Origin of the sequence: Streptomyces diastatochromogenes (assembly GCF_002242805.1) — a bacterium.
In the GTDB taxonomy this organism is placed as follows: domain Bacteria; phylum Actinomycetota; class Actinomycetes; order Streptomycetales; family Streptomycetaceae; genus Streptomyces; species Streptomyces diastatochromogenes.
Genome location: NZ_MCGQ01000029.1, coordinates 58,518 through 82,793 on the forward strand (window position 1 = coordinate 58,518; position 24,276 = coordinate 82,793).

The 24,276-nt window shown below is 73.1% G+C and carries 19 protein-coding genes; 4 read left to right on the forward strand and 15 right to left on the reverse strand.

Features of this window, described 5'->3' with window-relative positions; translation table 11 throughout:
• The first annotated feature begins 30 nt into the window (after positions 1–30).
• Positions 31–798 carry a hypothetical protein gene (locus tag BEK98_RS30320; protein ID WP_167444294.1) on the forward strand — a complete coding sequence of 256 codons (768 nt, stop codon included), beginning with the start codon at positions 31–33 and terminating at the stop codon, positions 796–798.
• 197 nt (positions 799–995) lie between these two features.
• Here BEK98_RS30320 and BEK98_RS30325 read toward each other — a convergent pair whose 3' ends face one another.
• Positions 996–1,766, reverse strand: coding sequence for a GntR family transcriptional regulator (locus tag BEK98_RS30325; RefSeq protein ID WP_094219899.1), 771 nt, complete (start codon positions 1,764–1,766; stop codon positions 996–998).
• A gap of 430 nt (positions 1,767–2,196) precedes the next feature.
• On the opposite strand from BEK98_RS30325, the gene BEK98_RS30330 reads away from it, so the two are divergent.
• On the forward strand, positions 2,197–3,237 hold the full coding sequence (locus BEK98_RS30330; RefSeq protein WP_094219900.1) for a DUF2637 domain-containing protein: 1,041 nt from the start codon (positions 2,197–2,199) through the stop codon (positions 3,235–3,237).
• An 82-nt stretch (positions 3,238–3,319) separates the two neighbouring features.
• Here BEK98_RS30330 and BEK98_RS30335 read toward each other — a convergent pair whose 3' ends face one another.
• The 3 genes from BEK98_RS30335 to BEK98_RS30345 all read right to left on the reverse strand — a co-directional run bounded on the left by BEK98_RS30335 (position 3,320) and on the right by BEK98_RS30345 (position 7,790).
• Positions 3,320–3,769 (reverse strand): ATP-binding protein, encoded by a 450-nt coding sequence (locus BEK98_RS30335; RefSeq protein WP_094219901.1) that lies wholly within the window; start codon positions 3,767–3,769, stop codon positions 3,320–3,322.
• Positions 3,770–4,109: 340 nt separating this feature from the next.
• Positions 4,110–5,852 carry a pyruvate dehydrogenase gene (locus BEK98_RS30340; RefSeq protein WP_094219902.1) on the reverse strand — a complete coding sequence of 581 codons (1,743 nt, stop codon included), beginning with the start codon at positions 5,850–5,852 and terminating at the stop codon, positions 4,110–4,112.
• A gap of 69 nt (positions 5,853–5,921) precedes the next feature.
• A complete protein-coding gene (locus BEK98_RS30345) occupies positions 5,922–7,790 on the reverse strand; it encodes a protein phosphatase 2C domain-containing protein (protein ID WP_094219903.1) in 1,869 nt (622 codons plus the stop codon).
• A 462-nt stretch (positions 7,791–8,252) separates the two neighbouring features.
• Here BEK98_RS30345 and BEK98_RS30350 point away from each other — a divergent pair, with 462 nt between their 5' ends.
• Both BEK98_RS30350 and BEK98_RS30355 read left to right on the forward strand, forming a co-directional pair.
• Entirely contained in the window at positions 8,253–9,245 is a 993-nt protein-coding gene (locus tag BEK98_RS30350; RefSeq protein WP_094219904.1) for a helix-turn-helix transcriptional regulator, read from the forward strand.
• Positions 9,246–9,281: 36 nt separating this feature from the next.
• On the forward strand, positions 9,282–9,764 hold the full coding sequence (locus BEK98_RS30355) for a DUF456 domain-containing protein (RefSeq protein WP_094219905.1): 483 nt from the start codon (positions 9,282–9,284) through the stop codon (positions 9,762–9,764).
• A gap of 156 nt (positions 9,765–9,920) precedes the next feature.
• Here BEK98_RS30355 and BEK98_RS30360 read toward each other — a convergent pair whose 3' ends face one another.
• From BEK98_RS30360 to BEK98_RS30410, 11 genes are all read right to left on the reverse strand, one after another.
• Positions 9,921–11,105 (reverse strand): GDSL-type esterase/lipase family protein, encoded by a 1,185-nt coding sequence (locus BEK98_RS30360; protein ID WP_094219906.1) that lies wholly within the window; start codon positions 11,103–11,105, stop codon positions 9,921–9,923.
• A 104-nt stretch (positions 11,106–11,209) separates the two neighbouring features.
• On the reverse strand, positions 11,210–11,701 hold the full coding sequence (locus BEK98_RS30365; protein ID WP_094219907.1) for a methylated-DNA--[protein]-cysteine S-methyltransferase: 492 nt from the start codon (positions 11,699–11,701) through the stop codon (positions 11,210–11,212).
• The gene (locus tag BEK98_RS30370; RefSeq protein WP_208643280.1) at positions 11,701–13,095 is read right to left on the reverse strand and encodes a DNA-3-methyladenine glycosylase 2 family protein; all 1,395 of its coding nucleotides are present in this window, start codon (positions 13,093–13,095) and stop codon (positions 11,701–11,703) included. The genes BEK98_RS30365 and BEK98_RS30370 overlap by 1 nt, the downstream gene beginning before the upstream one ends.
• Positions 13,096–13,171: 76 nt before the next feature.
• Complete coding sequence (locus BEK98_RS30375; protein ID WP_094219909.1) at positions 13,172–15,874, reverse strand: SpoIIE family protein phosphatase/ATP-binding protein; 2,703 nt, start codon at positions 15,872–15,874, stop codon at positions 13,172–13,174.
• Between the two features lie 132 nt (positions 15,875–16,006).
• Complete coding sequence (gene rsgA, locus BEK98_RS30380) at positions 16,007–17,101, reverse strand: ribosome small subunit-dependent GTPase A (RefSeq protein ID WP_094219910.1); 1,095 nt, start codon at positions 17,099–17,101, stop codon at positions 16,007–16,009.
• A gap of 255 nt (positions 17,102–17,356) precedes the next feature.
• Positions 17,357–18,874, reverse strand: coding sequence for a cellulose-binding domain-containing protein (locus tag BEK98_RS30385; RefSeq protein ID WP_094219911.1), 1,518 nt, complete (start codon positions 18,872–18,874; stop codon positions 17,357–17,359).
• 235 nt (positions 18,875–19,109) lie between these two features.
• Positions 19,110–20,429: a radical SAM protein gene (locus BEK98_RS30390; RefSeq protein WP_094219912.1), complete on the reverse strand. Its 1,320-nt coding sequence runs from the start codon at positions 20,427–20,429 to the stop codon at positions 19,110–19,112.
• A gap of 57 nt (positions 20,430–20,486) precedes the next feature.
• On the reverse strand, positions 20,487–21,161 hold the full coding sequence (locus BEK98_RS30395; RefSeq protein ID WP_094219913.1) for a pyridoxamine 5'-phosphate oxidase family protein: 675 nt from the start codon (positions 21,159–21,161) through the stop codon (positions 20,487–20,489).
• 87 nt (positions 21,162–21,248) lie between these two features.
• A complete protein-coding gene (locus BEK98_RS30400; protein ID WP_143684183.1) occupies positions 21,249–22,013 on the reverse strand; it encodes a hypothetical protein in 765 nt (254 codons plus the stop codon).
• A gap of 108 nt (positions 22,014–22,121) precedes the next feature.
• The gene (locus tag BEK98_RS30405; RefSeq protein WP_094219915.1) at positions 22,122–23,183 is read right to left on the reverse strand and encodes a LacI family DNA-binding transcriptional regulator; all 1,062 of its coding nucleotides are present in this window, start codon (positions 23,181–23,183) and stop codon (positions 22,122–22,124) included.
• Positions 23,184–23,236: 53 nt separating this feature from the next.
• Positions 23,237–24,244: a hydroxyacid dehydrogenase gene (locus BEK98_RS30410; protein WP_094219916.1), complete on the reverse strand. Its 1,008-nt coding sequence runs from the start codon at positions 24,242–24,244 to the stop codon at positions 23,237–23,239.
• Positions 24,245–24,276: the final 32 nt, after the last annotated feature.

Below are 24,276 nucleotides of genomic sequence, written 5' to 3' on the forward strand. Positions count from 1 at the left end.
CTCGGGGAGGGCAACGTGGCGCATTCCGCCATGTCTGGTAACGGAACGACCGCCGGTGACGATCCTCTCCAGACCGCGGTATGGCGGTTGCGCTCGCGGGCCTGCTGGGCCGACGCGGCGGCGCTGCTCCCGACGGACACCCCGGCCACGACCCTGCAGCGGGCCGCGCTGCAGGTCGAGCGGTGTCTGTACACCGAGCGGGGCTGGGAGGAGGCGGAGGACGCCCTCCGCACGGCCGAGGCGCTGGCGCACACCGACGAGGAGCGGGGGGCGGCCGCCTGCGAACGCGGCCAGCTCGCCTACGCGGCCACGCTGCACGGGGTACGGGACCGGGCCGACGAGGCGCGGGCCGCGCTGGGGCGGGCGGCCGCGCTGATCCCTCCGGGGGCCGCGGGGCGGGCCCTGCTGGACTTCCGCCGGGGCCTGCTGGCCGAAAACCTCGCCCGCTCCCCGCAGGCGGCCCGCGCCGCGTACCGCCGGGCCCACGCGGGCGCGACGGCGCACGCCGACCCGCTGCTCCTGTCCTTCACCTGGCGCCACCTGGCCGGACTCGCCCTACGGGACGGCGAGTTGGCGGAGGCCCGGCACGGCTTCGCCGAATCCCTCCGTATCCGCGAGGAGTTGGGCTACTTGGTGGGCACCGCCCCCGCGCTGGCCTCCTTGGCCGACGCGGAGACCGAGCCGGAGGCTTCGCGGCTACGGGAGGAGGCTCGGCGACTGTTCCGGTTGCTCGGGGGCGTCCCCACGTGGCTGGCCCGCCAGTTGGCTCCGCCGGCTCCGGGGGCGGCTACGGCGTAGGGGGGTGCGGTTTCGTCGCCGGGTGCGGGCCGGTGGGGGTTGATCGCGCCCGCGCGGCGGAGCCGCAAATCGATACAGCCCCGCGCCCCTGAGGTACGTTGCGCTGACCCACCTGAAGGGGCGCGGGGAACTGCGCGACAAGCCACAACGGACCCGCACCCGACAGTCGACCCGTACCCCTACGGCGAGACCCCTGCTCAGCTCATGCTGGCGAAGTGCTCCCCCACCAGCGCCCGCACGACCTCCAGGTCCCGCGAGATCAACGCGTCCAGCAGAGCGGTATGTTCCGCCGCATCTGCCACCAGCTGCGCCCGGCCATGCCGCACCGGTCCCCCGACCAGCGGCCACTGCGACCGCCGGTGGAGATCCTCCGCGAGCCGGACCAGCTGCTCGTTGCCCGACAGGGACAGCACCGCCCGGTGAAAGGCCCTGTCGGACTCCGCGTACGTCGCCACGCAGCCGGAGGACGCCGCGCGTACCGTCGCCTCCGCGAGCGGCCGGAGTTCGGCCCACCGCTCGGCCGGGACGGCGCGGGCCAGCCGCAGCATCACCGGCACCTCGATCAGCGCCCGCACCTCGGCCAGCTCGGCCAGCTCGCGCGCACCCCGTTCGACGACCCGGAAGCCACGGTTGGGCACGACCTCGACGGCACCCTCCAGCGCGAGCTGCTGCATGGCCTCCCGCACCGGTGTCGCCGACACCCCGAAGCGTTCGCCGAGGACCGGCGCCGAGTAGACCTCGCCGGGCTTGAGCTCGCCCGCCACCAGCGCCGTACGCAGCGCGTCCAGGATCTGCCCGCGCACCGAGGAGCGCTGCACGACGGCCCGCGGCTCGGGAATCGGCCGCTCACAGTGCGTGTGCTCACCGCGCGCGCCCGGCAGGGCGACGTCCCGTTCCCGGGCCACGTCGACGTCCACCGCGCGCTGCTGCGCGGGCACCCGGGGGTAGCCCTGCAAGCCCTGCTTCACGGGGTCCTCCTCCGGCTGGTCGGCACTTGGGTCATTAACGGCGGGTTGTTACTTGTCCGTCAAGCACCTTAGGCGCACAAGGCGACACTTCAAACTCCCCGAAGGCGCAAATAAGGCTAGCCTTACCTAAGTAGTCTGGTCCGGAGCAGCCCCTCGGGTCCACTAAGATCATCGGAATCGGACCGCCCACCTCCGGACAGGTAATTCACAACTTCCTCACCTGTCCCAGGAACTTTCCGAGGAACCATCCGTGCGGGTAGTCTTATTCGAACTCAACTCCCGCCCCTCAAGCGGCAGTTCGAGCAGAACGCCGCCCTGGGCATCCCCTTGCACTTCCTTGGCGGCCTCTTGCCCCGAAACCCCCTGAGGGCCGTCGGGCGTGGGCCACTATGGCGGGCGTTACGCCCTATCCCAATGCAAGGGACCCCTGATGAGACTGACCGACATATCGCTGAACTGGCTGCTTCCCGGCGCCGTACTGCTCCTGGGCATGCTGGCGGCGGTGGCGGTGCTCGCGCGCGGCAAGCGCTCCTCCGGGGAGAACGCGAGCGCCGACGACTCGTGGGAGCGCAGCGAGGAGCGCCGCAGGCGCAAGGAGGCCATCTACGGCACGGCCTCCTATGTTCTTCTGTTCTGCTGTGCGGCGGTCGCTGCCGCACTCTCTTTCCACGGCCTGGTCGGCTTCGGCGAGCAGAACCTCGGGCTGACCGGCGGCTGGCAGTACCTGGTGCCGTTCGGCCTGGACGGCGCGGCGATGTTCTGCTCCGTCCTCGCGGTGCGCGAGGCCAGCCACGGTGACGCGGCGCTCGGCTCCCGGATACTGGTCTGGTTGTTCGCCGCGGCCGCGGCCTGGTTCAACTGGGTGCACGCGCCGAGGGGCGTGGGTCACGACGGCGCGCCGCAGTTCTTCTCCGGCATGTCGCTGTCCGCGGCCGTCCTGTTCGACCGCGCGCTGAAGCAGACCCGCCGGGCCGCGCTGCGCGAGCAGGGTCTGGTGCCGCGTCCGCTGCCGCAGATCCGCATCGTCCGCTGGCTGCGGGCCCCCCGCGAGACCTACAAGGCCTGGTCGCTGATGCTCCTGGAGGGTGTGCGGAGCCTGGACGAGGCCGTCGAGGAGGTCCGCGAGGACACCAAGCAGAAGGAGCAGGCGCGGCAGCGCAGGCGCGACCAGCAGCGTGTGGAGCGCGCCCAGCTGAAGGCGATCAGCCGGGGCCACCGCGGCTTCGTCGGCCGCACCGGCGGCCGCCAGGTCGAGATCCAGCTGGAGCGCGACCCCGCGCCGGCAACCGCGGAGCCTGCCATATCGTCGCCGGAGCAACTGCCCGTACGCTCTCGGCCGTCCCTTCAGCCGGTCCGCAAGGCCGGTGAGCCGCTCACGGTCGACCTCACGGCTGAGGACGACACCATGGCTCTGCCGCGCCTGGACTCGCTCGAGCGCAAGCTGAAGGACCTTGAGCAGCAGTTCGGCTAGGACTTCGGCTCATCACGGGACGGGGGCGTGACCGCACGGGTCACGCCCCCGTCCCGTTCCCGTCTCTCTCACGCGGTCCCGCTCACGCGGCCTCGGCGCCGAGTTCGAACCACACCGACTTGCCCACGCCGTGCGACCGTACGCCCCAGGCGTCCGCGAGGGACTGCACCAGGACCAGCCCCCGGCCGTGGGTGCCGTCGCCGGTGTCCGGCGCCCGCAGGTGCGGCCTGCGGGCCACGAAGTCCCGTACCTCCACGCGCAGTCCGCGCGGCGAGACGACGGCGGTCAGGACGGCGTCGTCGTCGGTGTGCACGAGCGCGTTGGTGACGAGTTCGCTGGTGAGCAGCTCCGCTATCTCCGAGCGGCCGGGCCTGCCCCAGTGCCGCAGCAGTTCGCGCACCTCCCGGCGGGCCTCGGGCACCGCCCTGAGGTCCGCCCGCCCCAGTCTGCGCCTGACCTGAGGCCCGTGCGCCCGTTCCGTGATGGTGTCGGTCTCTTCCCCCGCCTTCGCCGAGGAGGCCCCTATGGCCACGGGACCGCCCCCTCGCGCTTGCCTCTTCATGGCCCCCGCCCGCACGTCGCCGTACCTGCCCCTCCTGATCGAACACGTACACGGGGATCCATGCCCAACGGTCCTTCGGGCACGCATGGCGATCCGCCGACGGCCGTCTGTTCGGCCACACCCGTACGGCCCTCCGGCCGGCCCTCCGGCACCCCCGCACCCGTGCCGGGCCCGCCAAGCCCGCCGTACGGCGTCACGGGCGCCCCATCGCGGCAGCGCGCGACCGTCCGGCACCGGAGACCGACGGGCCGTCACCCCGCCCGAAACTGGCCGGAAACCATCGCTCCGGTCGGGGATATGACACACGCCCTCAGGGCCTCGGGACGTTGCGCAGGTTGGAGCGGGCCATCTGGAGCATGCGGCCGACGCCGCCGTCGAGCACCATCTTCGAGGCGGAGAGCGCGAATCCGGTGACCATCTCGGCGCTGATCTTCGGCGGGATGGACAGGGCGTTGGGGTCGGTGACGATGTCCACCAGGGCCGGGCCCTTGTGCCGGAAGGCGTCCTTGAGGGCGCCGGCGAGCTGCTTGGGCTTCTCGACCCGGATGCCGAAGGCACCGCAGGCGCGGGCCACGGCGGCGAAGTCGGGGTTGGTGTTCGTGGTGCCGTACGAGGGCAGTCCCGCGACCAGCATCTCCAGCTCGACCATGCTCAGGGAGGAGTTGTTGAACAGGACGACCTTCACCGGCAGGTCGTACTGCACCAGGGTCAGGAAGTCGCCCATCAGCATGGTGAACCCGCCGTCCCCGGACATCGACACGACCTGGCGCCGGCGGTCGGTGAACTGCGCCCCGATCGCCATCGGCAGCGCGTTCGCCATCGAGCCGTGCGAGAAGGAACCGATGACCCGGCGGCGGCCGTTGGGAGAGATGTAACGAGCCGCCCATACGTTGCACATACCGGTGTCGACCGTGAACACGGCGTCGTCGTCGGCGAGTTCGTCGAGCACGGAGGCCACGTACTCCGGATGGATCGGGACGTGCTTCTCGACCTTGCGGGTGTACGCCTTGACGACACCCTCCAGCGCGTCGGCGTGCTTCTTCAGCATCTTGTCGAGGAAGCGCCGGTCGGTCTTCTCCCGCACCCGCGGGATCAGACAGCGCAGGGTCTCGCGGACATCGCCCCACACGGCGAGGTCGAGCCGGGAGCGGCGGCCGAGGACCTCGGGCCGCACGTCGACCTGGGCGATCCGCACGTCGTCCGGCAGGAAGGCGTTGTACGGGAAGTCGGTGCCGAGCAGGATCAGCAGGTCGCACTCGTGGGTCGCCTCGTAGGCGGCGCCGTAGCCGAGCAGACCGCTCATGCCGACGTCGTACGGGTTGTCGTACTGGATCCACTCCTTGCCGCGCAGGGCGTGCCCCACGGGCGACTTGACGCGCTCCGCGAACCGCATGACCTCGGTGTGTGCGCCGGCCGTGCCGCTGCCGCAGAAGAGGGTGACCTTGCCGGCCGCGTCGATCATCTCCACGAGTCTGTCGATCTCGGCGTCGCCGGGCCGGACGGTGGGCCGGGACGTGACGAGGGCGCTCTCGGGGGACTTGTCCGGGGCGGGTTGGTCGGCGATGTCGCCGGGCAGCGAGACCACGCTCACGCCGCTCTGCCCCACCGCGTGCTGGATGGCGGTCTGCAGCAGCCGGGGCATCTGCTGCGGGCTGGAGATCAGCTCGCTGTAGTGGCTGCACTCCTGGAAGAGCCGGTCCGGGTGGGTCTCCTGGAAGTAGCCGAGGCCGATCTCGCTGGAGGGGATGTGCGAGGCGAGGGCGAGCACGGGGGCCATGGAGCGGTGGGCGTCGTACAGGCCGTTGATGAGGTGCAGGTTGCCCGGGCCGCAGGAGCCCGCGCAGGCGGCCAGCTTGCCGGTGATCTGGGCCTCGGCGCCGGCCGCGAAGGCGGCGGTCTCCTCGTGGCGTACGTGGATCCAGTCGATGGCGGAGTTGCGGCGGACGGCGTCGACGACCGGGTTGAGGCTGTCGCCGACGACGCCGTAGAGGCGGCGTACGCCGGCGCGGACGAGGATGTCGACGAACTGTTCGGCGACGTTCTGCTTGGCCATGGCTCGCGTCAGCCCCTTCGATGTCCCGGGACCCGCCCCTCCCGTTCCATCAATCCACAAGGGCCGCGGTCACGCCTCCCAAACGGCCGCCGCCGTACGGTCGTCCGAGTAGCCCTTCACCCGCACCTGGGTGTCCGCGAGGAACGCGGCGAGGCCGGGCGGGGTACGGCCGGACCAGCGGCGGGCCAGGTAGGCGCAGAGGGCGGGCTCGCCGCGCAGCGGGTCGGCGAGGCCTCCGGTGCCCATCACCAGCACATCACCCGGGCGGGCTACCGAGGCACGGAACCGGAAGGGTTCGCGCGGCGGCTCGGGGGCCGGTTCGTAGGGGCTCGGCGGGGTCGGGATGCCGAGGTCCATGGTGAGGCGATCGCCCTCGGGGGTCTCGGCCGGCGGGGAGCCGAAGCCCAGGACGGGTTCGCCGGTGGTGTCGGCGGGTGACACCCGCGGCTCGATGTCCTGCCACTCACCGTCCCGCAGCCGGAACAGGCCCCCTTCGCCGACACCGAAGAAGACCCGGGTACGGCAGTCGGGGTCGGCGGGCAGCAGCAGACAGCGCAGGCTCGCCGAGTAGTCCTCGGGGTCCAGGTCCTGCTCGACGGCGCTGGCGCGCAGCTTGCCGAGACTGCGGTCGGTCAGCCGGTGCAGCCCCGACTTCAGGTCGCCGCGCCGGGCGGCCCGGATGTCCGCCACCAGCCGCTGATGGCTACGGCCCACGGCCCGCCCGATCAGCCAGCACGCCTCGGCCGCCGCCAGGTGCGCACCCGGCGTGGCCCGCGCGCCGGTCGCCATCGCGACGAGCACCAGCGCCTGCTCCCCCGTCCCGAACCGCGCGGTGAGCAGGGCGTCCCGGCGCGGCTCCCCCCGGTACCGCGCCGAGTCCCCGCGCAGCGACACGGCCCGCAACGTGGAGGACCCGTACCGGGCACCGTCCAGCACGGTGTCGGCGACCAGATCACCGAGTTCATCGGGATCGGCGACGGGGAGCGCGGTGGGCTCGGGGTCGTAGGTGGGGGGTCCGGAGCCGACGTAGTCGAGGGAGGAGGGGGGTGGGGGTGGAGCGGAGGTGGCGGGGAGGTCGAGCTGAGTGGCCACGGGAGGCGCGCTTGCGAAGCCGGCGACCGGGGGCCGGGAGGCTTCGGGGCGCTCGGACGCCTCGGAGGTCGGGTCGGGCTCGGGCGGTACGGCGGACCGGTCGGCGGGCGCCGGTTCGGGTTTCTCCACCTGTCCTTCTGCGCTGCCCGACACGGGCGGCCAGGCCCGGGTCACCTCGGCTTCCGCGCTCCGGGCCGGTGCGGGCGCCTTCTGTGTCCGTCCGTCCGCTCGGCCCGGCACAGGCGGCCAGGCCCCGGGCGCCCCGGGATCGACGTCCCCGGCCGGTGCGGGCGCCTTCTCTGCCCGCCCGTCCGCTCGGCCCGGCACAGGCGGCCAGGCCCCGGGCGCCCCGGATTCGGCGCTCCCGGCCGATGCAGCCGCCTCCTCCACCCGTCCGTCGGCCCTGCCTGCCACGGGCGGCCAGGCCCCGGGCACCTCGGGATCGACGTCCCCGGCCGGTGCGGGCGCCTTCTCTGCCCGCCTGTCGGCCCTGCCCGCCACGGGCGGCCAAGCCCCGGGCGCCCCCGCGTCGGCAGGCGGGGGTTCCCAGGGGGCGCGCCGGCTGGGCGGAGTCGACGGGCTCGGACTGGGCGGCGGTGGTGCGGCGCGCTGTGGTGGTACCGCGGGCTCCCGAGGCGGCTCCTGGCGCGGTGTCTCCGGCGCCGTGCCCCCGGTGTGCCCCGGCGTCCCGCCCGGCTGCCCCGCCACCGTGTTCTTCGCCGAGGCGAAGCGGTCGTCCAGGGAGTCGGGTGCGGCCGTGGGGCCCGTGTCCTCGGTGGAGTCGTCGTACAGCTGCCCCCACCAGTCGTCCTCGTGACGGGTGGGCCTTCCCCCCTGCTGGCTCATGCCCCTAATTGTCCACCGCAGGGGCCGGATGAAAACGGGGCATCAGGAAAATCCGGCGCACATGGCCGGCTCGAACGGCGTGTCGAGGGATAGAGCGAACAGCCGTACGAGGAACGGCGGTTGATGGCCGCCGGGCGACCCCACCCCCCACGGGAGGGCCGCCCGGCGACATCGTGAGTGACCCGGCCCCGCATCCCCTCGTGCGCTCGCGCACGTGCGGGCCCGGGTCACCGTCTCACGCGACCGGGTCGCCGAGGGCGCCGGTCGAATGGCGTGATTGTGGCTTGGTTTCCTGGGACGCGGCTGTGAATTGTGTGCACGGCCAACGTCCTTCGATGGCCCCACCTTGGCAGAGTCACCCGCGGTACGGCGATGATGTGCGGCGGCGGGTTTGTGCCGTGGCCGGTTTCCGCCAGACCGTACGGCGTGGACGGCTGGTTCTCAGGGGAGGGACGTGGGCCGATGCTGGCAGCGATAGGCCTGGACGAGACGCACGAGTCGGCGTACCGGGCTCTGGTGTCCGTGGGCGCGGCCGAGGTGGCCGATCTGGCCCGGCGCCTGTCGCTGGCCGAGCCGGACACCGAGCGTGCGCTGCGCCGGCTGGAGCGGCAGGGCCTGGCGGCCCAGTCCCCGGCGCGGCCGGGCCGCTGGGTGGCGGCCCCGCCCGGCGTGGCGCTGGGAGCGCTGCTCACCCAGCAGCGGCACGAGCTGGAGCAGGCGGAGCTGGCGGCAGCGCTGCTGGCCGAGGAGTACCGGGCGGCGGCGGCCGAGCCGGAGGTGCACGACCTGGTGGAGGTGGTGACCGGCGCCTCGGCGGTCGCCCAGCGCTTCCTGCAGCTCCAGCTGGGCGCCGCCGAGGAGGTGTGCGCGCTGGTCACCGGCAACCCGGTGGTGGTCTCCGGGACGGAGAACGACGCGGAGGAGCAGGCGGCCGGGCGCGGGGTCCGCTACCGGGTGGTGGTGGAGCGCGCGGTGCTGGACCTGCCGAACGGGCTCACCGAGCTGACGGCCGCGCTCGGCCGGGACGAGCGGGTACGGGTGGTGGACCGGGTGCCGACCAAGCTGGTGATCGCCGACCGTTCCCTCGCGATGGTGCCGCTGACCTCACGGACGGCCGAGCCGGCCGCGCTGGTGGTGCACGCGAGCGGTCTGCTGGAGCTGCTGGCCGGGCTGTTCGAGTCGGTGTGGCGCGAGGCGCTGCCGCTGCGGCTGGGCGCGTCCGGGGTGATCGAGCAGCAGCCGGACGGCCCGGACGTCACCGATCTGGAGGTGCTGTCGCTGCTGCTGGCGGGGCTGACCGACGCGAGCGTGGCCAAGCAGCTCGACCTGGGCCTCAGGACCGTACAGCGCCGGGTGAAGCGGCTGATGGAGCTGACCGGGGTGACGACCCGGCTGCAGTTGGGCTGGCAGGCCTACGAGCGGGGCTGGGTGTCCCGCGAAGGCGGCTCCGGGTGACCTGCGGGTTCTTCCGTCCTCCGGCACTCTGGGCAGATGGGAGCGTGGGAACTCCTGCTGGTCGGCGTGGTGCTGGTGCTCGGCCTGTGCGGAGTGCTGGTGCCCGGGGTGCCGGGGTCGTGGCTGGTGTGGGCCGCGGTGCTGTGGTGGGCGCTGCAGGACCCGCAGCCGGTGGCCTGGGGCGTGCTGGTGGGGGCCACCGGGGTGCTGCTGCTGTCGCTGGTGGTGCGCTGGGCGCTGCCGCCGCGCCGGCTGCGGGCGAGCGGCGCCACCCCTCGCATGGCGGTGTACGCCGGGGCCGGCGCGTTCCTGGGCTTCCTGCTGATCCCGGTGGTGGGCGCGCTGCCGGGCTTCATGGCCGGGATCTACCTGCACGAGCGGCTGCGGCTGGGCCGGCACGGCGAGGCGATGGCCGCGCTGCGCACGACGATGCGGTCGGGCGGCTCCAGCGTCCTCGCCGAACTGTTCGCGTGCCTGCTGATCGCGGGGGCGTGGCTGGGGGCGGTGGTGTGGGGCTGACGGTCGGCCGACGGCGGCGATGGTGGTCCCCCGGGGCGCGGGGAACTGCGCGACCAGCCACGACGGCGCCGCTGACGGCTGACGGCTGACGACACATCCCGCGGAGCGCTCAGTGGCTTGCGTGCGTGCCGGGCGCCGCGCCGCAGGCGGGAATGGTCAGACAGGCCCCAGCGCACGCGCCACGACCTTGGCCACCCTGTTCATGCCCGCGTCGTTGAAGTGCAGGTGGTCGCCGGGGTCGTAGCCGGGCAGGATGCGCTGGGGCGCGGCCGGGTCGCGTACGGCGGCGTCGGCGTCGGCGACCGCGTCGAAGGCGCCGCCGGTGCGGATGAACGCGTTGACCCGCTGCCGTACCGCCTCGCGGGCCGGGGTGTAGGCGGGGTAGCCCCCGTAGGGGGTGAGGGTGACGCCGACGACCCGGATGCCGCGGGCGTGGGCGCGGGCGACGAGGGTGCGGTACGCGGCGGCGAAGGCGGCGGGGTCGTTCGCCTCGGGGCTGCCCTTGATGTCGTTGATGCCCACGAACACGATCAGGGCCCGCACCCCGGCCCGGTCCAGGGCGTCGGCGTCCAGGCGGGCCAGGGCGCTCGGTCCGACGCCGTCGCGCAGCAGGCGGTTTCCGGCGACGCCGGCGTTGAGGACGCCGAGCCGGTGGCCGCTCAGGCGGTGGGCGAGCCGGTCGGGCCAGCGGTGGTTGGTGTCGGCGGTGGAGCCGTTGCCGTCGGTCAGGGAGTCACCGAAGGCGACGACGCTCCCCGCGCCGGTGCCGAGGACGTCGACACCGGTGACGTAGTACCAGTAGCCGATGGCCGTGGTGTACGCGGAGCCGTCCACGTCGGCCGGGTGACCGGCGCCGGCACGGGCGAGGTAGCTGGTCTGCAGGGCGGTGCGGTGATAGGTGGCCGGCCCGGAGTCGACCGGGGTGAGGACGGTGACCAGCAGGTCGGCGGCGGGCGGTACGGGCAGCCGGACCGGGTCGGTGACCAGATCCCGTCCCACCGGGACGACGGCCGTCGGGGCGCCGCCGAAGGTGGCGGTGCGCAGGGTGCCGAGCACCGCGTCCGGCCCGGCGCCCCGGCGCAGCGCGACCGTGACCGCGCCGAGCCGCAGGGGCGCGGTGCCGAGCCGGTTGCTGAGCCGGACCCGCACGGCCGTGCCGCCGACGCTGAGGTGGACGACGTTGCGGACGGCGGCACCGGGCAGCGCGGGGGCGGTGCCGGAGGGGGCCGTCTCCCAACTGCCGGTCCACACCGGCGTCGCGGGCCGGGCGGCGGCCGTCGCCGTCGGACCCGGCAGCACCGCGAGCAGAAGCGCTACGACGACCCGTCCGACCTTGCCCATGCCTGCGCCCGCCCTTCCCGTGCCCGTCGCAGGCGACCGTCCCACACGCCCGCCGCACGGCACCGGAAGATGCGCACCGGTCCACCCGGTCGGCCTAGGGGGTGTCAGACCGGCAGTGCCCCCTCCAGCTTCAGCAGCCACACCTTGCGCTCAAGTCCTCCCGCGTACCCCGTCATCGAGCCGTCCGCGCCGATGACCCGGTGGCAAGGGCGCACGATGAGCAGGGGGTTGGCGCCGATGGCTCCGCCGACGGCGCGGACGGCGGCGCGCGGGGCGCCGATGCGGGCGGCGATCTCGCCGTAGGTGGTGGTGCCGCCGTACGGCACGGCGTCGAGCGCGGCCCACACCCGCTCGCGGAACTCGGTGCCGTGGGTGCGCAACGGCAGGTGGAACTCCTTGAGTTCGCCCGCGAGGTAGGCGGTGAGCTGTTCGTCGGCCGCGCGGAAGGGGCCGGGGTCGTGTCGCCAGCCGTCCTGGACGGTACGTCCGCCCTTCTGGCCCGGCATGGACAGGGAGGTGAGGGCGCCGTCCGCGTCGGCCGTGAGCAGGAGCCGGCCGAGCGGGGTGTCGAGGTCGGTCCAGTAGGTCGCTTCCATCAGTGGCTCAACTCTCCCGTGATGCGCAGATGTTGGGCGGCGTAGGAACGCCAGGGCCGCCAGGTGTCGGGTACGTCAGCCCCGGGTGGGGCCACGTCGGGGTCGCCCAGGGCGCGGGCGCGCAGGGTGGCGACGACGGACGGGGCCAGGCCGGGCAGGGCGAGCAGGGCCTGCTGGGCGTCGTCGCGGTCGGCGCCGGGGTCCAGACGCAGGGTGCCGTCGGCGAGGGCGGCGGCCAGCGCGCCCAGCGGTCCGCCGAGGTCGGCCTCGGCGAGGGCGGCCGGCTCCGGGAAGAGGTGGGTCAGGCTGCCGCAGGGGGCGTCGATCGCCTTGCCGTACCGGCGGACCAGGTCCTCCGCACCGGCCACCCCCACCAGCGCCCGAACGGCGGGCTCCAGCGGGTCGACGGAGCCGGGCGAGCGCAGCCCGGGCCGGGCGGCGACCAGCGGGGCGAGCCGCGGGTCGGCGCCGAGCCGTTCGTCCACCGCGTACGGGTCGGCGTCGAGGTCGAACAGCCGCCGCAGCCGCTGCACCGCGGTGGTCAGGTCCCGTGGGTCGGTCAGGTGCAGGCGCGCGTCGAGCCAGCCGCCCGGATGCGTGCCGCCGCCCGCCTTCGGCCCCCGGGTGCGCTCCTCCACGGCGACGAGCGCGGTGCCGTACGGCAGCCGCAGGGTGCGCCGGTAGATACGGCCACCGGGAGCGCCGCCGACCTCCTCGACGCCGGGCACGGCCTCCCGGGCCAGCTGGTCGAAGACGGCGGCGGCCTGGTAGGGGCCGCGGTAGGCGAGCCGGAGGGGGATGCCCGCGCTCGGGGTGGCCCGGCGGGCGCCCCTGCCCCGGGGTGCGGCGGACCGTACCTCGGTGGGCGTGGAGGCGTACACCTCGCGGACGGTGTCGTTGAACTGCCGCACGCTGGCGAACCCGGACGCGAACGCGATCTCGGTGATCGGCAGGTCGGTGGTCTGCAGCAGGACCCGGGCGGTGTGCGCGCGCTGGGCGCGGGCGAGCGCCACGGGTCCGGCGCCGAGTTCGGTGGTGAGCTGCCGCTGCACCTGCCGGGCGCTGTAGCCGAGCCGGGTGGCGAGGCCGGCGACGCCCTCGCGGTCGACGACCCCGTCGGCGATCAGGCGCATGGCCCGGCCGACGGCGTCCGCGCGGACGTTCCACTCGGCGGACCCGGGCACGGCGTCCGGCCGGCACCGCCGGCAGGCCCGGAATCCGGAGCCCTGCGCGGCGGCGGCCGTCGGGAAGAACCGCACGTTGCGCCGCTTCGGGGTGACCGCCGGGCAGCTGGGCCGGCAGTAGATCCCGGTCGTCTCGACGGCGAAGAAGAACGCCCCGTCGAACCGTCCGTCCCGGCTGCGCACCGCTTCGTACCTGGTGTCCTCGTCCATCACGTGTTCCAGTGTGGGGCGCGGCGGCGGGGCGGTCTGGCGAAAATCGGACGTGCAGCTGGTCACAGGCAGGCCCCTAGAGGGCGGAGTCGTCCCACTGGTCCAGAAGGTCGTCGGCCGTCTGCGTGGGCTCGTGCCGGTCCGCCTGCAGGGACTGCTCCGCCCAGATCACCTTGCCGCGGGCCGTGTAGCGGGTGCCCCAGCGGGCGGCGAGCCGGGCGACCAGGAACAGACCGCGGCCGCCCTCGTCGGTGACCGCGGCCTGGCGCAGGTGCGGGGAGGTGCTGCTGCCGTCGGAGACCTCGCAGACCAGGCTGCGGTCGTACAGCAGCCGGACGCTGATGGGCGGGGAGCCGTACCGGATCGCGTTGGTGATCAGCTCGCTGAGGATCAGCTCGGTGGTGTATCCGATGTCCGTGAGCCCCCAGCCGTCCAGGGTGCGGGCGCACGCGGCGCGGACCGGGGCCACGGCCGCCGGGTCGGGGCGCACCTCCCATTCGGCGATGCGGTCGCGGTCCAGCAGCCGGGTGCGGGCCACCAGCAGGGCCACGTCGTCGCTCGGCCGGGCCGGCAGCACCGCGCCGAGGATGTCCGCGCAGGTCTCCTCCGGGGTACGGCCCGGCCGGCCGGCAAGCGTGGCGCGCAGCTGCTCCAGACCCGTGTCGAGGTCCCGGTCGCGGTCCTCCACCAGCCCGTCGGTGTACAGCACCAGCCGCGATCCTTCGGGCAGGGCCAGCTCGCGCGCCTCCACGGGCATGCCGAAGCCCAGGCCCAGGGGCGGGGAGACGGGGACGTCGGGGTAGGCGGCCGTGCCGTCGGGCAGGACCAGGGCGGGCCCGGGGTGGCCGGCCCGGGCGACCGTGACCCGCCCTGCGACGGGGTCGTAAAGGGCGTAGAGGCAGGTGGCGCCGGTGATGGCCGAGCCGCCGTTCTGGTCGCCCGTCTCGTCGCTGTCGATACGGCTGACCAGCTCGTCCAGGTGGGCCAGCAGTTCGTCCGGGCTCTGGTCGAGGGCGGAGAAGTTGTGCACGGCGGTGCGCAGCCGGCCCATGGTGGCCGCCGCGTGCAGCCCGTGCCCGACCACGTCGCCGACGACCAGCGCCACGCGCGCGCCCGGCAGCGGGATGACGTCGAACCAGTCGCCGCCCACCCCGGCCTGCGCGGGCAGATAGCGGTAGGCCACGTCGAGCGCGGACTGCTCGGGGACACCGCGCGGCAGCAGGCTGCGCTGCAGGGTGACCGCGGTGGTGTGCTCGCGGGTGTAGCGGCGGGCGTTGTCGATGGCGAGGGCGGCCCGCGCCACCAGCTCCTCGGCGACCGCCACGTCCTGTTCCTCGAAGGGTTCGGGCCGCTCGGAGCGCCAGAAGCTGGCCACGCCCATGAGGATGCCGCGGGCGCGCAGCGGGATCACCATCATCGAGTGGATGCCGTGTTCGAGGATCAGGCGCGCGTTGACGGGATCCTGTTCCTGCCATCCGGTGAGGTCGGGCAGGTGCGCCTCCAGGACGGGCTCACCGGTGCCGAAACCGATCGCCTGCGGGGTCGCGGAGCCGAAGTCGATGAGCTTGCCGACCGGGTACAGCGGATGGTTCTCGTGGATGCCGGTGAGGGCCGTACGACGCATCATCGTGCCCTCCGGCTCGTGGCCGCCCCGCAGGATCGAGTCGACCAGGTCGACGCTGGCGTAGTCGGAGAACCGGGGGACGGTGAACCGGGTGAGTTCCTCCGCGGTCCGCTCCAGGTCGAGGGTGGTGCCGATCCCGGTCATGGCGTCGTACAGCAGTCTCAGCCGCCGCTCCGCCACGGCGGCCTTGCCGGTCACGGCCCGCAGCTCGGTGGTGTCCCGCAGCGTCACGACGCTGCCGGGCGGGCCGCCGTAGGGTGCGGTCGGCCGTACGCTCACCGCGAGCATCCGCTCGCCTGCCTCGCGCACCTCGTCGGTGGCCTGCTGCCCGTCGGCCAGCAGGGCGGCGAGGCCCGGTTCCAGGCCGAGGTCGGTGACGCGGCGACCGCGCACGTCCTCGGGCAGGTCGAGCAGACGCCGTGCCTCGTCGTTGACGAGCACCAGCCAGCCGTCCTCGTCGACGATGAGCACGCCCTCGCGGGCGGCGTGCAGAACGGCGTCGTGGTGGTCGTACATGCGGCGCAGCTCGGCCGGCTCCAGGCCTCGGGTCTGCCGCCGCAGCCGGTTGCTCACCAGCGCGGACCCGCCGGTCGCCAGCAGCAGCGCACCGCCGGCGGCGCCGAACACGAGCGGCAGGTGCTGTGCCACGCGCGCGTGCACGCTGCGGACCGTGATGCCGACGGCCACCAGCCCGACGACCTTGCCGCGGCTGTCGAGGACCGGGACGGTGGAGTCCACCGCCTGGCCCACGGGTGTCTCGAAGGTCGAGGTGTGCGGATGCCCGGCGAGCGCTTCGCCGTACGTGCCGGTCACATGCTTCCCGATCAGGCGCGGGTCGGGATGGGTCCAGCGGTATCCGGCCGGGCTGAACGCCACGATGTAGTCGACGCCGGACCCCTTGCGGGCCGCCTCGGCCCGGGGCTGCAGCAGCGCGCTGGGGTGGGCGGAGCGCATCGCGTCGAGCGTGCCCGGGGCGTTCGCGAAGGTCTCGGCACCGGCGAGCGAGCGTTCCCGTGCCTCGGCCAGGCTCGCCTGCTGGGCCTGCAGCACCAGGGCCGTCACGGCCGCCGCGCCGACCAGCAGCAGGATGACGAGCTGCAGGACGAACACCTGTCCCGCGACACTGCGTTCGAACAGGCCGAAACGCCTCTTCATGGTCTATTTCTACATCAATGACGGGAATCGTCATCAACGATAGAGAACAGATGCATCGCTCGCGGCGCAGCACTACGGCTCCTGGCGGGCGCCGAAGCCGCCCGCCAGGAACTCACCCTCACCCCGGGGCCGCTACATCCACCGCCCCCGCTTGGCCTCCATCGCCGCCTTGCCCTCGGCCCCCTTGCGCCTCCAGTCCTTGCGGATCTCGGAGCGGAGCCGGGCGTCCGTCTTGGCGACGATCCACTGGTTCTCCCGCATGAGCTTGCGGTAGCTCTCCAGGCGGCGGGCCGGGAGGACACCGCTGTCCACCGCGGAGCGGACCGCGCAGCCGGGCTCGGTCTCGTGCGCGCAGTCGTGGAAGCGGCACTCTTCGGCCAGTTCCTCGATCTCGGAGAACACCTGCCCGACCCCGGTCTCGGCGTCGAACAGCCCGACACCCCGCAGCCCGGGGGTGTCGATGAGCACGCCCCCGGAGGGCAGGGGCAGCAGGTTGCGGGTGGTCGTGGTGTGCCGGCCCTTGCCGTCGACGTCACGCGCGGCCTGGACGTCCATGACGTCCTCACCGACGAGGGCGTTGGCGAGGGTGGACTTGCCCGCGCCGGACTGCCCGAGCAGCACGGTCGTGCCCGAGCCGACGAGGGAGACGAGCACGTCGAGGCCGTCGCCGTGCAGGGCGCTGACGGTGAGCACGGGCACACCGGGCGCGGTCGTCTCGACGTCCTGGACGAGGTGGGCGAGCGTCACCGGGTCCGGCACGAGGTCGGCCTTGGTGAGCACGACCACGGGCTGTGCGCCGGACTCCCAGGCCAGGGCCAGGAACCGTTCCACGCGCCCGAGGTCGAGTTCGAGGGCGAGGGACACGGCGACGACGGCGTGGTCGACGTTGGCCGCGAGGATCTGCCCCTCGGACCGCTTGGAGGAGGTGGAGCGCACGAAGGCGGTGCGGCGCGGCAGATACGCGCGCACATAGCGGGGGTTGCCGCCGGGTTCGACGGCGACCCAGTCGCCGGTGCACACGACCCGCAGGGGGTCGTGCGGGGTGACGAAGGCGGTGTCGGCACGCACCACACCACCCGGGGTGACCACGTCGCACTGACCGCGGTCGACCCGGACCACCCGTCCGGGCAGCAGCCCCTCGGACTCGTACGAGGTGAACGCGTCGGCCCAGGCGTCGTCCCAGCCGTAGGGAGCCAGCGCGGTGAAAACAGCGGAGCTGGAAGTCAAGGGAGACCCTTCACAAGGGTGGCCCCGGCGGGCGCGTACAGCGCAGGTCGGTCAGCCGGCGGCCACGGAGGTGGACTTGAGGAGTTCCTGGATGAGGGCAGCGCCCAGCACAGTGACAGCCATCGGTCGACACCTCCTCGCTCAGCTCGTACGTACCCACGCCACCTCGGCGTGCTTGATCACTGTAGCCCGCCTCCGGCGCCTCGCGTCAACGCATTTTCACGGCACCGGTCGCGGACGCCTCGGCGCCCGCCGTCAGCTCGTCGCGCAGGCCGCCCCGTTGAGCGTGAAGGCGTACGGCACCCGGTTCTTGCCCTGCCAGGACGCCAGGAAGCCGAACGTCAACGTCCCGTGCGCGGCCACGGACTTGTTGTAGTCGGCGGCGGTGGCGGTGACGCGGGAGCCGTTCTGGTGGACCGTCGCGTCCCACATCTGACCGACCTGCTGGCCGTCGCGGAAGCTCCAGGCGACCTGCCAGCCGCTGAGGGCCTTGCCGGTGGTGACGGTGAGGGTGGCCTGGAAGCCGTCGGTCCACTGGCTGTCCAGGTTGTAGTCGACCCGGCAGGTGGGCGCGGGGTCGGTCGTACGGCTCGGACCGCCGCTGCCGGTGGTGGCGGCGGAGGTGCCCTGGGGTTCGGGGTCGGGGTTCTTCCGGTCGGACTTGCCCTTGGAGGCGGTCGGGGAAGGGGTGGTGGAGGGCGTGCGGGAGGGGGTCGGGTCGGCGGCGGTGGCGGCGGTGCCGGAGGCGGTGGGGTCGACGACCGGCTGACGGTCGTCGCTGGCGGCGACCGCCTTGTCGTCGCCGGAGCCGCCGGATGCGCCGGAGCCGCCCGAGTCGCCGAACGGCATCATCGACACGCCGAGGGCCAGCACCGACAGCAGGACGGCGGCGGCGAGCAGGCCGTTGCGCAGGACGCGGCTGCGGCCCTCCTTCTCCTTCGGGTCGCCGCCGTCGGCCTCGGCCGCGCCCGGTCGGCCCACGCCGAGCCGGACCTCGGCGGCGCGGCGCCGACGCTCCAGATAGGCGAGGCCGCCCCAGCCGACGACCCCGCCGGCCAGCGCGGCGGGCAGCCCGCCCCCGTGCAGCCGCAGACAGGCGGCGGCCTCGGCGCACTGGACGCAGGTGGCGAGGTGCCGGGAGAGGTCGCCCGGCGTGTCGGCGGCCGGCGAGCGGGTGACCGCGTCCAGCAGGCGGGCGTAGCTGCGGCACTGCGCGTCCATCGGGGTGTCGACGTGCGCGCGGTGGCAGCGGTCCCGGAACAGGCCGCGGACCTGGTCGAGTTCCTCGGCGACGGTGGCCGGGTCGAGACCGAGCCGACGGGCCACGGTCGGCAGCGGCAGCGCCTCCACCTCGGCGAGCCACAGCAGCGAGGCGTCCGCGTCCTGCATGTCCCTGAGGCCGCGCAGCGCGACCGGGCGTTGCAGCGGCGGGCCGGTGTAGCGGGCGGCCTGGCCGGAGTTGAGCCACAGCCTCAGGTCGGGATCCAGCTTGTGCCCGTCGCCGTCGGCCTCCCAGCCGGCGGCCGTGTTGCGTACGGCGGTCAGCAGCTCCGGGATCATGGGCAGCCGGGCGGCGCGTCGGCCGGGGCCGCGCGCGGGCACGGTCCCGGCGGCGCGTACCTCGCGCATGCCGAGGGTGAATGCCTCGGTCGCCAGCTGATGTGCCGTCAGCGAGCCGGAGGTGCACAGGTCGGCGTACGAGAGCACCGCGTCCCAGCACTCCGAGAACAGCGCGGCCTCGGTGGCGTCCTGGGGGGTCGGCAGGTCGGGCATGGGACTCCTGCATCCACGTGCGAGGTCAACTCACCATAGAGGAAATGGAGTTGGGGGGAACCTCGCGGCGGCAGGAGCCTTTCACGTCATCGCCACAACTGACAAGCGCCGTATTCAAATCCGGTGACCACGAGGTCGCGCGACGTGACCGCATCCGCCCAGGACCACAACTCCGGCCTCTGATACGGATGCGGGCGCCGTGCGACTCAACGTCCCGTCGGAAAACTCGTGCGGATCACACCTCCGCCGGCTCCGCGGCCGGCAGGCTGTCCATGAAGGAGCTGACGGAGAACACCGCGCGGCCGGGTCCGGGCGGGCCGTAGCCGGGGGGCGAGGAGAGGCCGAACTCGTCCATGGTGGCCCGGTAGGCCTCCAGCAGCCGGATGTGGTACTCCAGCGGCGCGCCCTGCGGGTTGGCCTTGCCGAGCGGGGTGGTGGGCTCCGGGCACCAGGTGGTGAAGCGGGGCGTGATGCCCTGCGACATGAAGAAGCGCAGGCCCTCGGTGGTGGAGGCGATGGCCTCGTCGACGGTGGTGAAGCCGAACGGCTCGGCCATCTCCACGCCCGCCACGAAGTTGGGGATCACGTTGCGCGCGCCGAAGATCTCCGCCGAGTCCAGGATCCGCTTGTGCCACTCGTCCCGGCCGACGTACCGCTCCTTGCCGGGGCAGTACAGCTCGAACAGCCGGCGGTCCCACACCTCGAAGTTGGGGTGGTAGATCTGCACGCCGTAGTCCTTGAACCGCTGCACGTCGTCGCGCGGCAGCGCCTGGGCGACGACCTTGCCGATCCACCGCCCCGGGAAGCGCTCCTCGATGGCCTTGGCGTAGTGCCCGTAGAAGTCGGCCTCGTCGCGCCCGGCGACCGTCTTGGTGATCGCACCGCCGGTGAGGGTGTAGGCGGTGGACGCCTTCTGGGTGTCGTACCGGTCGATGATCTCCAGGGCCTCCAGGACCTCCTCGACGTCCTTGACCCCGGTGTACGGCCGCCCGGCCGCCTTGTGCTGGCGCCAGTTGTGGTTGATGTCGCAGTACTGGCACTCCTCCTTGGCGCCGAAGTACTGGCAGACCCGGAAGACGGTGAGGTAGATCAGGTAGCCCCACTGGATGGTGGGGGCCACCTCCATCACGGACTTCCCGTTGGAGAGGGTGTGCCGGTAGTACTCGGGCATGGGCGGCACGCCCACGTCGGCGATCCGCTTCCCGTCGAGGTAGAGCCCGAGCAGCCCCTCCTCGTCGGCCGCCACACGGTACGGCGAGGCGGGGTTCACGCGGACCGACACCACGGTCCGCCGCAGGTCGTACGGGCCGCCGGTGAGGATGATCTCCTCCGGCGGCCGGCGCAGCGCGGCCTCGCCCAGCTCGGGCAGGGTGCCGTGGTCGAAGGAGAAGATGAAGTACGACTTCGGCTTGACCTCGCCGCTCTCGTTGTCACTGAGGGCCGACGGGTCGAAGGCGACGCCGCCGCGAAGCAGGTCCTCCTTGAAGACGGCCTCCCGTGGCACATGCGGGAAACGCTCCATCAGATCCTCGACCAGCGCGGTGCGACTGCCCATCCGTAATCTCCTCCCGGCTCAGGCGTTCGCCTCTCACCGTATGCCCCTGCCCCCGCGTCAGCCGTGCCGGGTCCCCGCACGCCGCGCGATGTGCCCCGGTACGGCGGTGTCGGACGGCAGCGCCGGGTCGGCGACGGGCTCGCCCCAGACGGAGGTCAGCGGCAGGACCCCGGCCCACAGGCCGAGTTCCGCGTCGGGACCGTCACCGTCGTCGGGAGCGCCGGTACGGATCTTGACGGAGGCCTCTTCCAGGGAGAGCGCGAGCAGCGTGGTGGCGGCGAGTTCCTTCCGGTTCGGCCGCCGGGCGTACGACCACTGCCCGGGCGTCGCGTGCTCGGTGAGCCGGCGCAGCCCCTCCAGCTTCTCTTCCGGGTCGGTGACCTTGCGGGCGTCGCCATGGATCACGGCACTGCGGTAGTTCACCCCGTGCTCGAAGACGGACCGGGCGAGCACGAGTCCGTCGATGTGCGTGACGGTGACACAGACCGGGAGATCACCGGCCAGGCTGCGACTGGCCACGGACCCGTGGACGTACAGCTGCCGCTCGTCCCGCCCGTACACGGTCGGCACGACCAGCGGCCGCCCCTCGACCACCACCCCCAGGTGACAGACGAACCCGGCGTCCAGGATCGCGTCCAGATCGGCCCGCTCCAGGCTGCCCTGCTCGCGGAGGCGGCGGTGGCGGGTGCGGTCGGTTTCGGGGAGTCGAGCAGAGAAGGCTTCAGAGGGCATGCAGCGGAAGCTACCGAAACAGCCACGATACGGCCAGATATTTTTCGGATTCCGCAAATGAAAGTCATCTAGACAACGAAATCCGCACTACTGTCGAGACAGGAAGGCGGACGCCGCACCCGCCAGGAGCGGACCGACGACGACCAGGTTGGTCTGGATGTCACCGAAGGCGGTGCGATCCACACCCAAAGCGCTTTCCAGCCGGGAACGTTTGTCCAGGGCATCGGCCAGTTCATCGGGTGCCAGCGGCCCCAACGGATGGCAGATGTCGACCAGTTCGCGACCGCGCTGACGTAGTTTCGCCGCCACCGGCGCGTACACGATCGCAACGAGCGCGGAACTGCCGGCTCCGAAGACCAGAGTGCTCTCAATGCTGGTCTGCTCGTGCATGCGCTGGCTGGTGGCTTCAGCGATCACCAGCAGGGCGACGATCCCGCCCATGACGGTCAGCAGTGACTGCAGCAGACGTCCGGCCGAGATCAAAGTGCCGAGTTGGAGTCCGGGTGCGGCGGGGGCGGTGTCGGCGCGGATGCGCGCCACATGACCGACACCGACCATGGTGGCCGCCCCGGGGGCGAGCCCCAGGCCGGCGAGCGCGATCAGCACCAGTGCCCGCCAGGCGTGGGCGAGATCCCCGAGCAGGAGCACGACCAGGATCGCGCCGCTGATCGCATACAGCAGGACCAACGGCCGGGCCACCACCTGCGGCGGTACGTCACCGAGCGCGGCGAGTTCTGCCCAGCGCCGCAGTCCATGGACAAAGGCGGCGCCGCTCGCGGCAGCCAGCGCGACCGCGGCACAGCTCCAGACGAGCCAGGCGTCGGTGCCCCGGTAGGCGGACGTCAGCACCACACCGAGCCCCACAGCGCCGGCCAGGGGCATCGTCAGGCCCGCAAGCCAGGGGAACGACGCACAGCTCCGAACACTCATCACAACCCCCCACGACAGTACCGCTGCTGTTTACTCCGCTCTGCGCGTCGAGTCCCGCAGCACCACATGCGTGCCCAGCACCAGATGCTGGCTGTCGGGCAGTTCCTCGCGGTGCAGGGCGAGGCGGACGGCGGCGCGGCCCAGTTCCTCCTGGGGGACGTGGACCGTGGTGAGGGCGGGGTAGACGTCGCGGGCGACCGGGATGTCGTCGTAGCCCGCCACCGCCACGTCGTCCGGAATGCGCCGGCCGGCCTCGCGCAGGGCCTGGATCACGCCCGTGGCGATCATGTCGGTGGCGGCGAAGACGGCGGTGAACTCCGGGCCCGAGGCGAGGAGTTCACGGATTGCCTGGTAGCCGTACGAGCGGGAGAAGGGGCCGTCGACGATCAGCCGGGGGTCGGGGGCCAGGCCGAGGAGGTCGTGGGCCCGGGTGAAGCCGCTGATGCGCTGGGCGCTGGTGGACAGGCCGGGGACCCGGCCGAGGTAGGCGACGCGGCGGTGACCTGCGGAGAGCAGGTGGGTGGTGAGGGCGAAGGCGCCGCCCTCGTTGTCGTAGTCGACGACCGTGGCGGGCACTCCGGGCCCGAGCGGCGGGCGGCCGACGAGGACCAGCCGGGAGCCGGCCCGGTCCAGGGCGTGCGCGAAGTGGGTCATGCGGTCCTGGTAGGCCTTGTCCTCCCAGGCGCCGCCCACCACGATCACCGCGTCGGCGCGCTGCTCGCGCATGGTCTCGACGACGGCGAGGATGCGCTTCGGGTCGCCGTGCGTGGTGCACAGCATGCACAGCCGGCCCTCCGCCGAGGCCTGCTCCTCCACCCCGCGGGCGATGTGCGCGTAGAAGGGGCCGGTGACGTCGTCCACCACGAACGCGACCGTGTTGTTGGTCGCGCCGCCGAGCGCGCGGGCGTGCGCGTTGACCACGTAGTCCAGCTCGCGCATCGCCTTGAGGACCCGGGCGCGGGTCGCCGCGGCCACCGGGTAGGTGCCGCCGAGCACCCGCGAGACGGTCGACGCGGACACCCCGGCCCGCGCGGCGACGTCCCGTACGGTCGAGGCGTCCCCGTTCGGTGCGGGCTGCGTCCGCTTGACCACCGCTCGGCCCCCCTTCCTCACATGTTCAGGTCACCTTATGAGGCGGGGGTCCGTCACGCCGCCCGCTCCAGCGCCGTGTGGTCCACCGCGTACGCCAACTCGCCGCCGGACAACAGTCGTTCGGCCTCCTCCACGACCGTCAGACCGAGCCGCGCCACCTCGTTGCCCTGGGAGCCCGCGAGGTGCGGGGTGATGAAGGCGTTGGGCAGGTCGAACAGGGGCGAGTCGGCGGGCAGCGGCTCGGGGTCAGTGACGTCGAGGACGGCGTTCAGGCGTCCGGTGCGCAGTTCCTCGACCAGGGCGTCGTGGTCGACCAGGGCACCGCGCGCGGTGTTGATCAGCACCGATCCGGTGGGCATCAGGGCCAGTTCGCGGGGGCCGACCAGGTGCCTGGTCTCGGGGGTCTGCGGGGCGTGCAGGGTGACGATGTCCGAGGTGCGCAGCAGGTCGTCGAGGGGCAGCAGGGGTACGCCGAGCCGCGCCGCCTCCGCCGCGTCGACGTACGGGTCGGCGAGGCCGACCCGGAGGTCGTAGGGCCGCAGCAGTTCGATCAGGCGGCGGCCGATGCGCGAGGCGCCGACGACGCCGACGCGGCGGCCGTGGTTGCCGATGCCGGGGACGATGTCGCCGTAGGGGAAGGTGCGGCGGGCGCGCAGCAGGTCGCGGAAGGCGAAGACGTCCTTCCCGGCGAGCAGGATCATCGCGAGGGTGTACTCGGCGACGGGCAGCGCGTTGGCGGCGGCCGCCGACGAGACGGCGATGCCGCGCTGCCAGACCTCGGGCGTGGTGAACCCCTTGACCGAGCCGGCCGCGTGCAGCACGGCGCGCAGCTTGGGGGCGGCCTCCAGGACGGCCGTGTCGAGGCGGGGGCAGCCCCAGCCGGTGATGAGGACCTCGGTGCGGGCGAGCGTCTCCCGTACCCGTGGTTCGGTGAAATCGTGCGCCACCAGAGTGGGATCGATTTCTACGGACGCGCGCAGCCGCGCGAGCACCTCCGGCGGAAAAATGTGCGGCACGTTCTGGGCGGTCATGGCGAACAACGCCTGCGGACGCTCGGGCAACGAAGTGACCTTCCGGCTCGGTGGCGCACGGA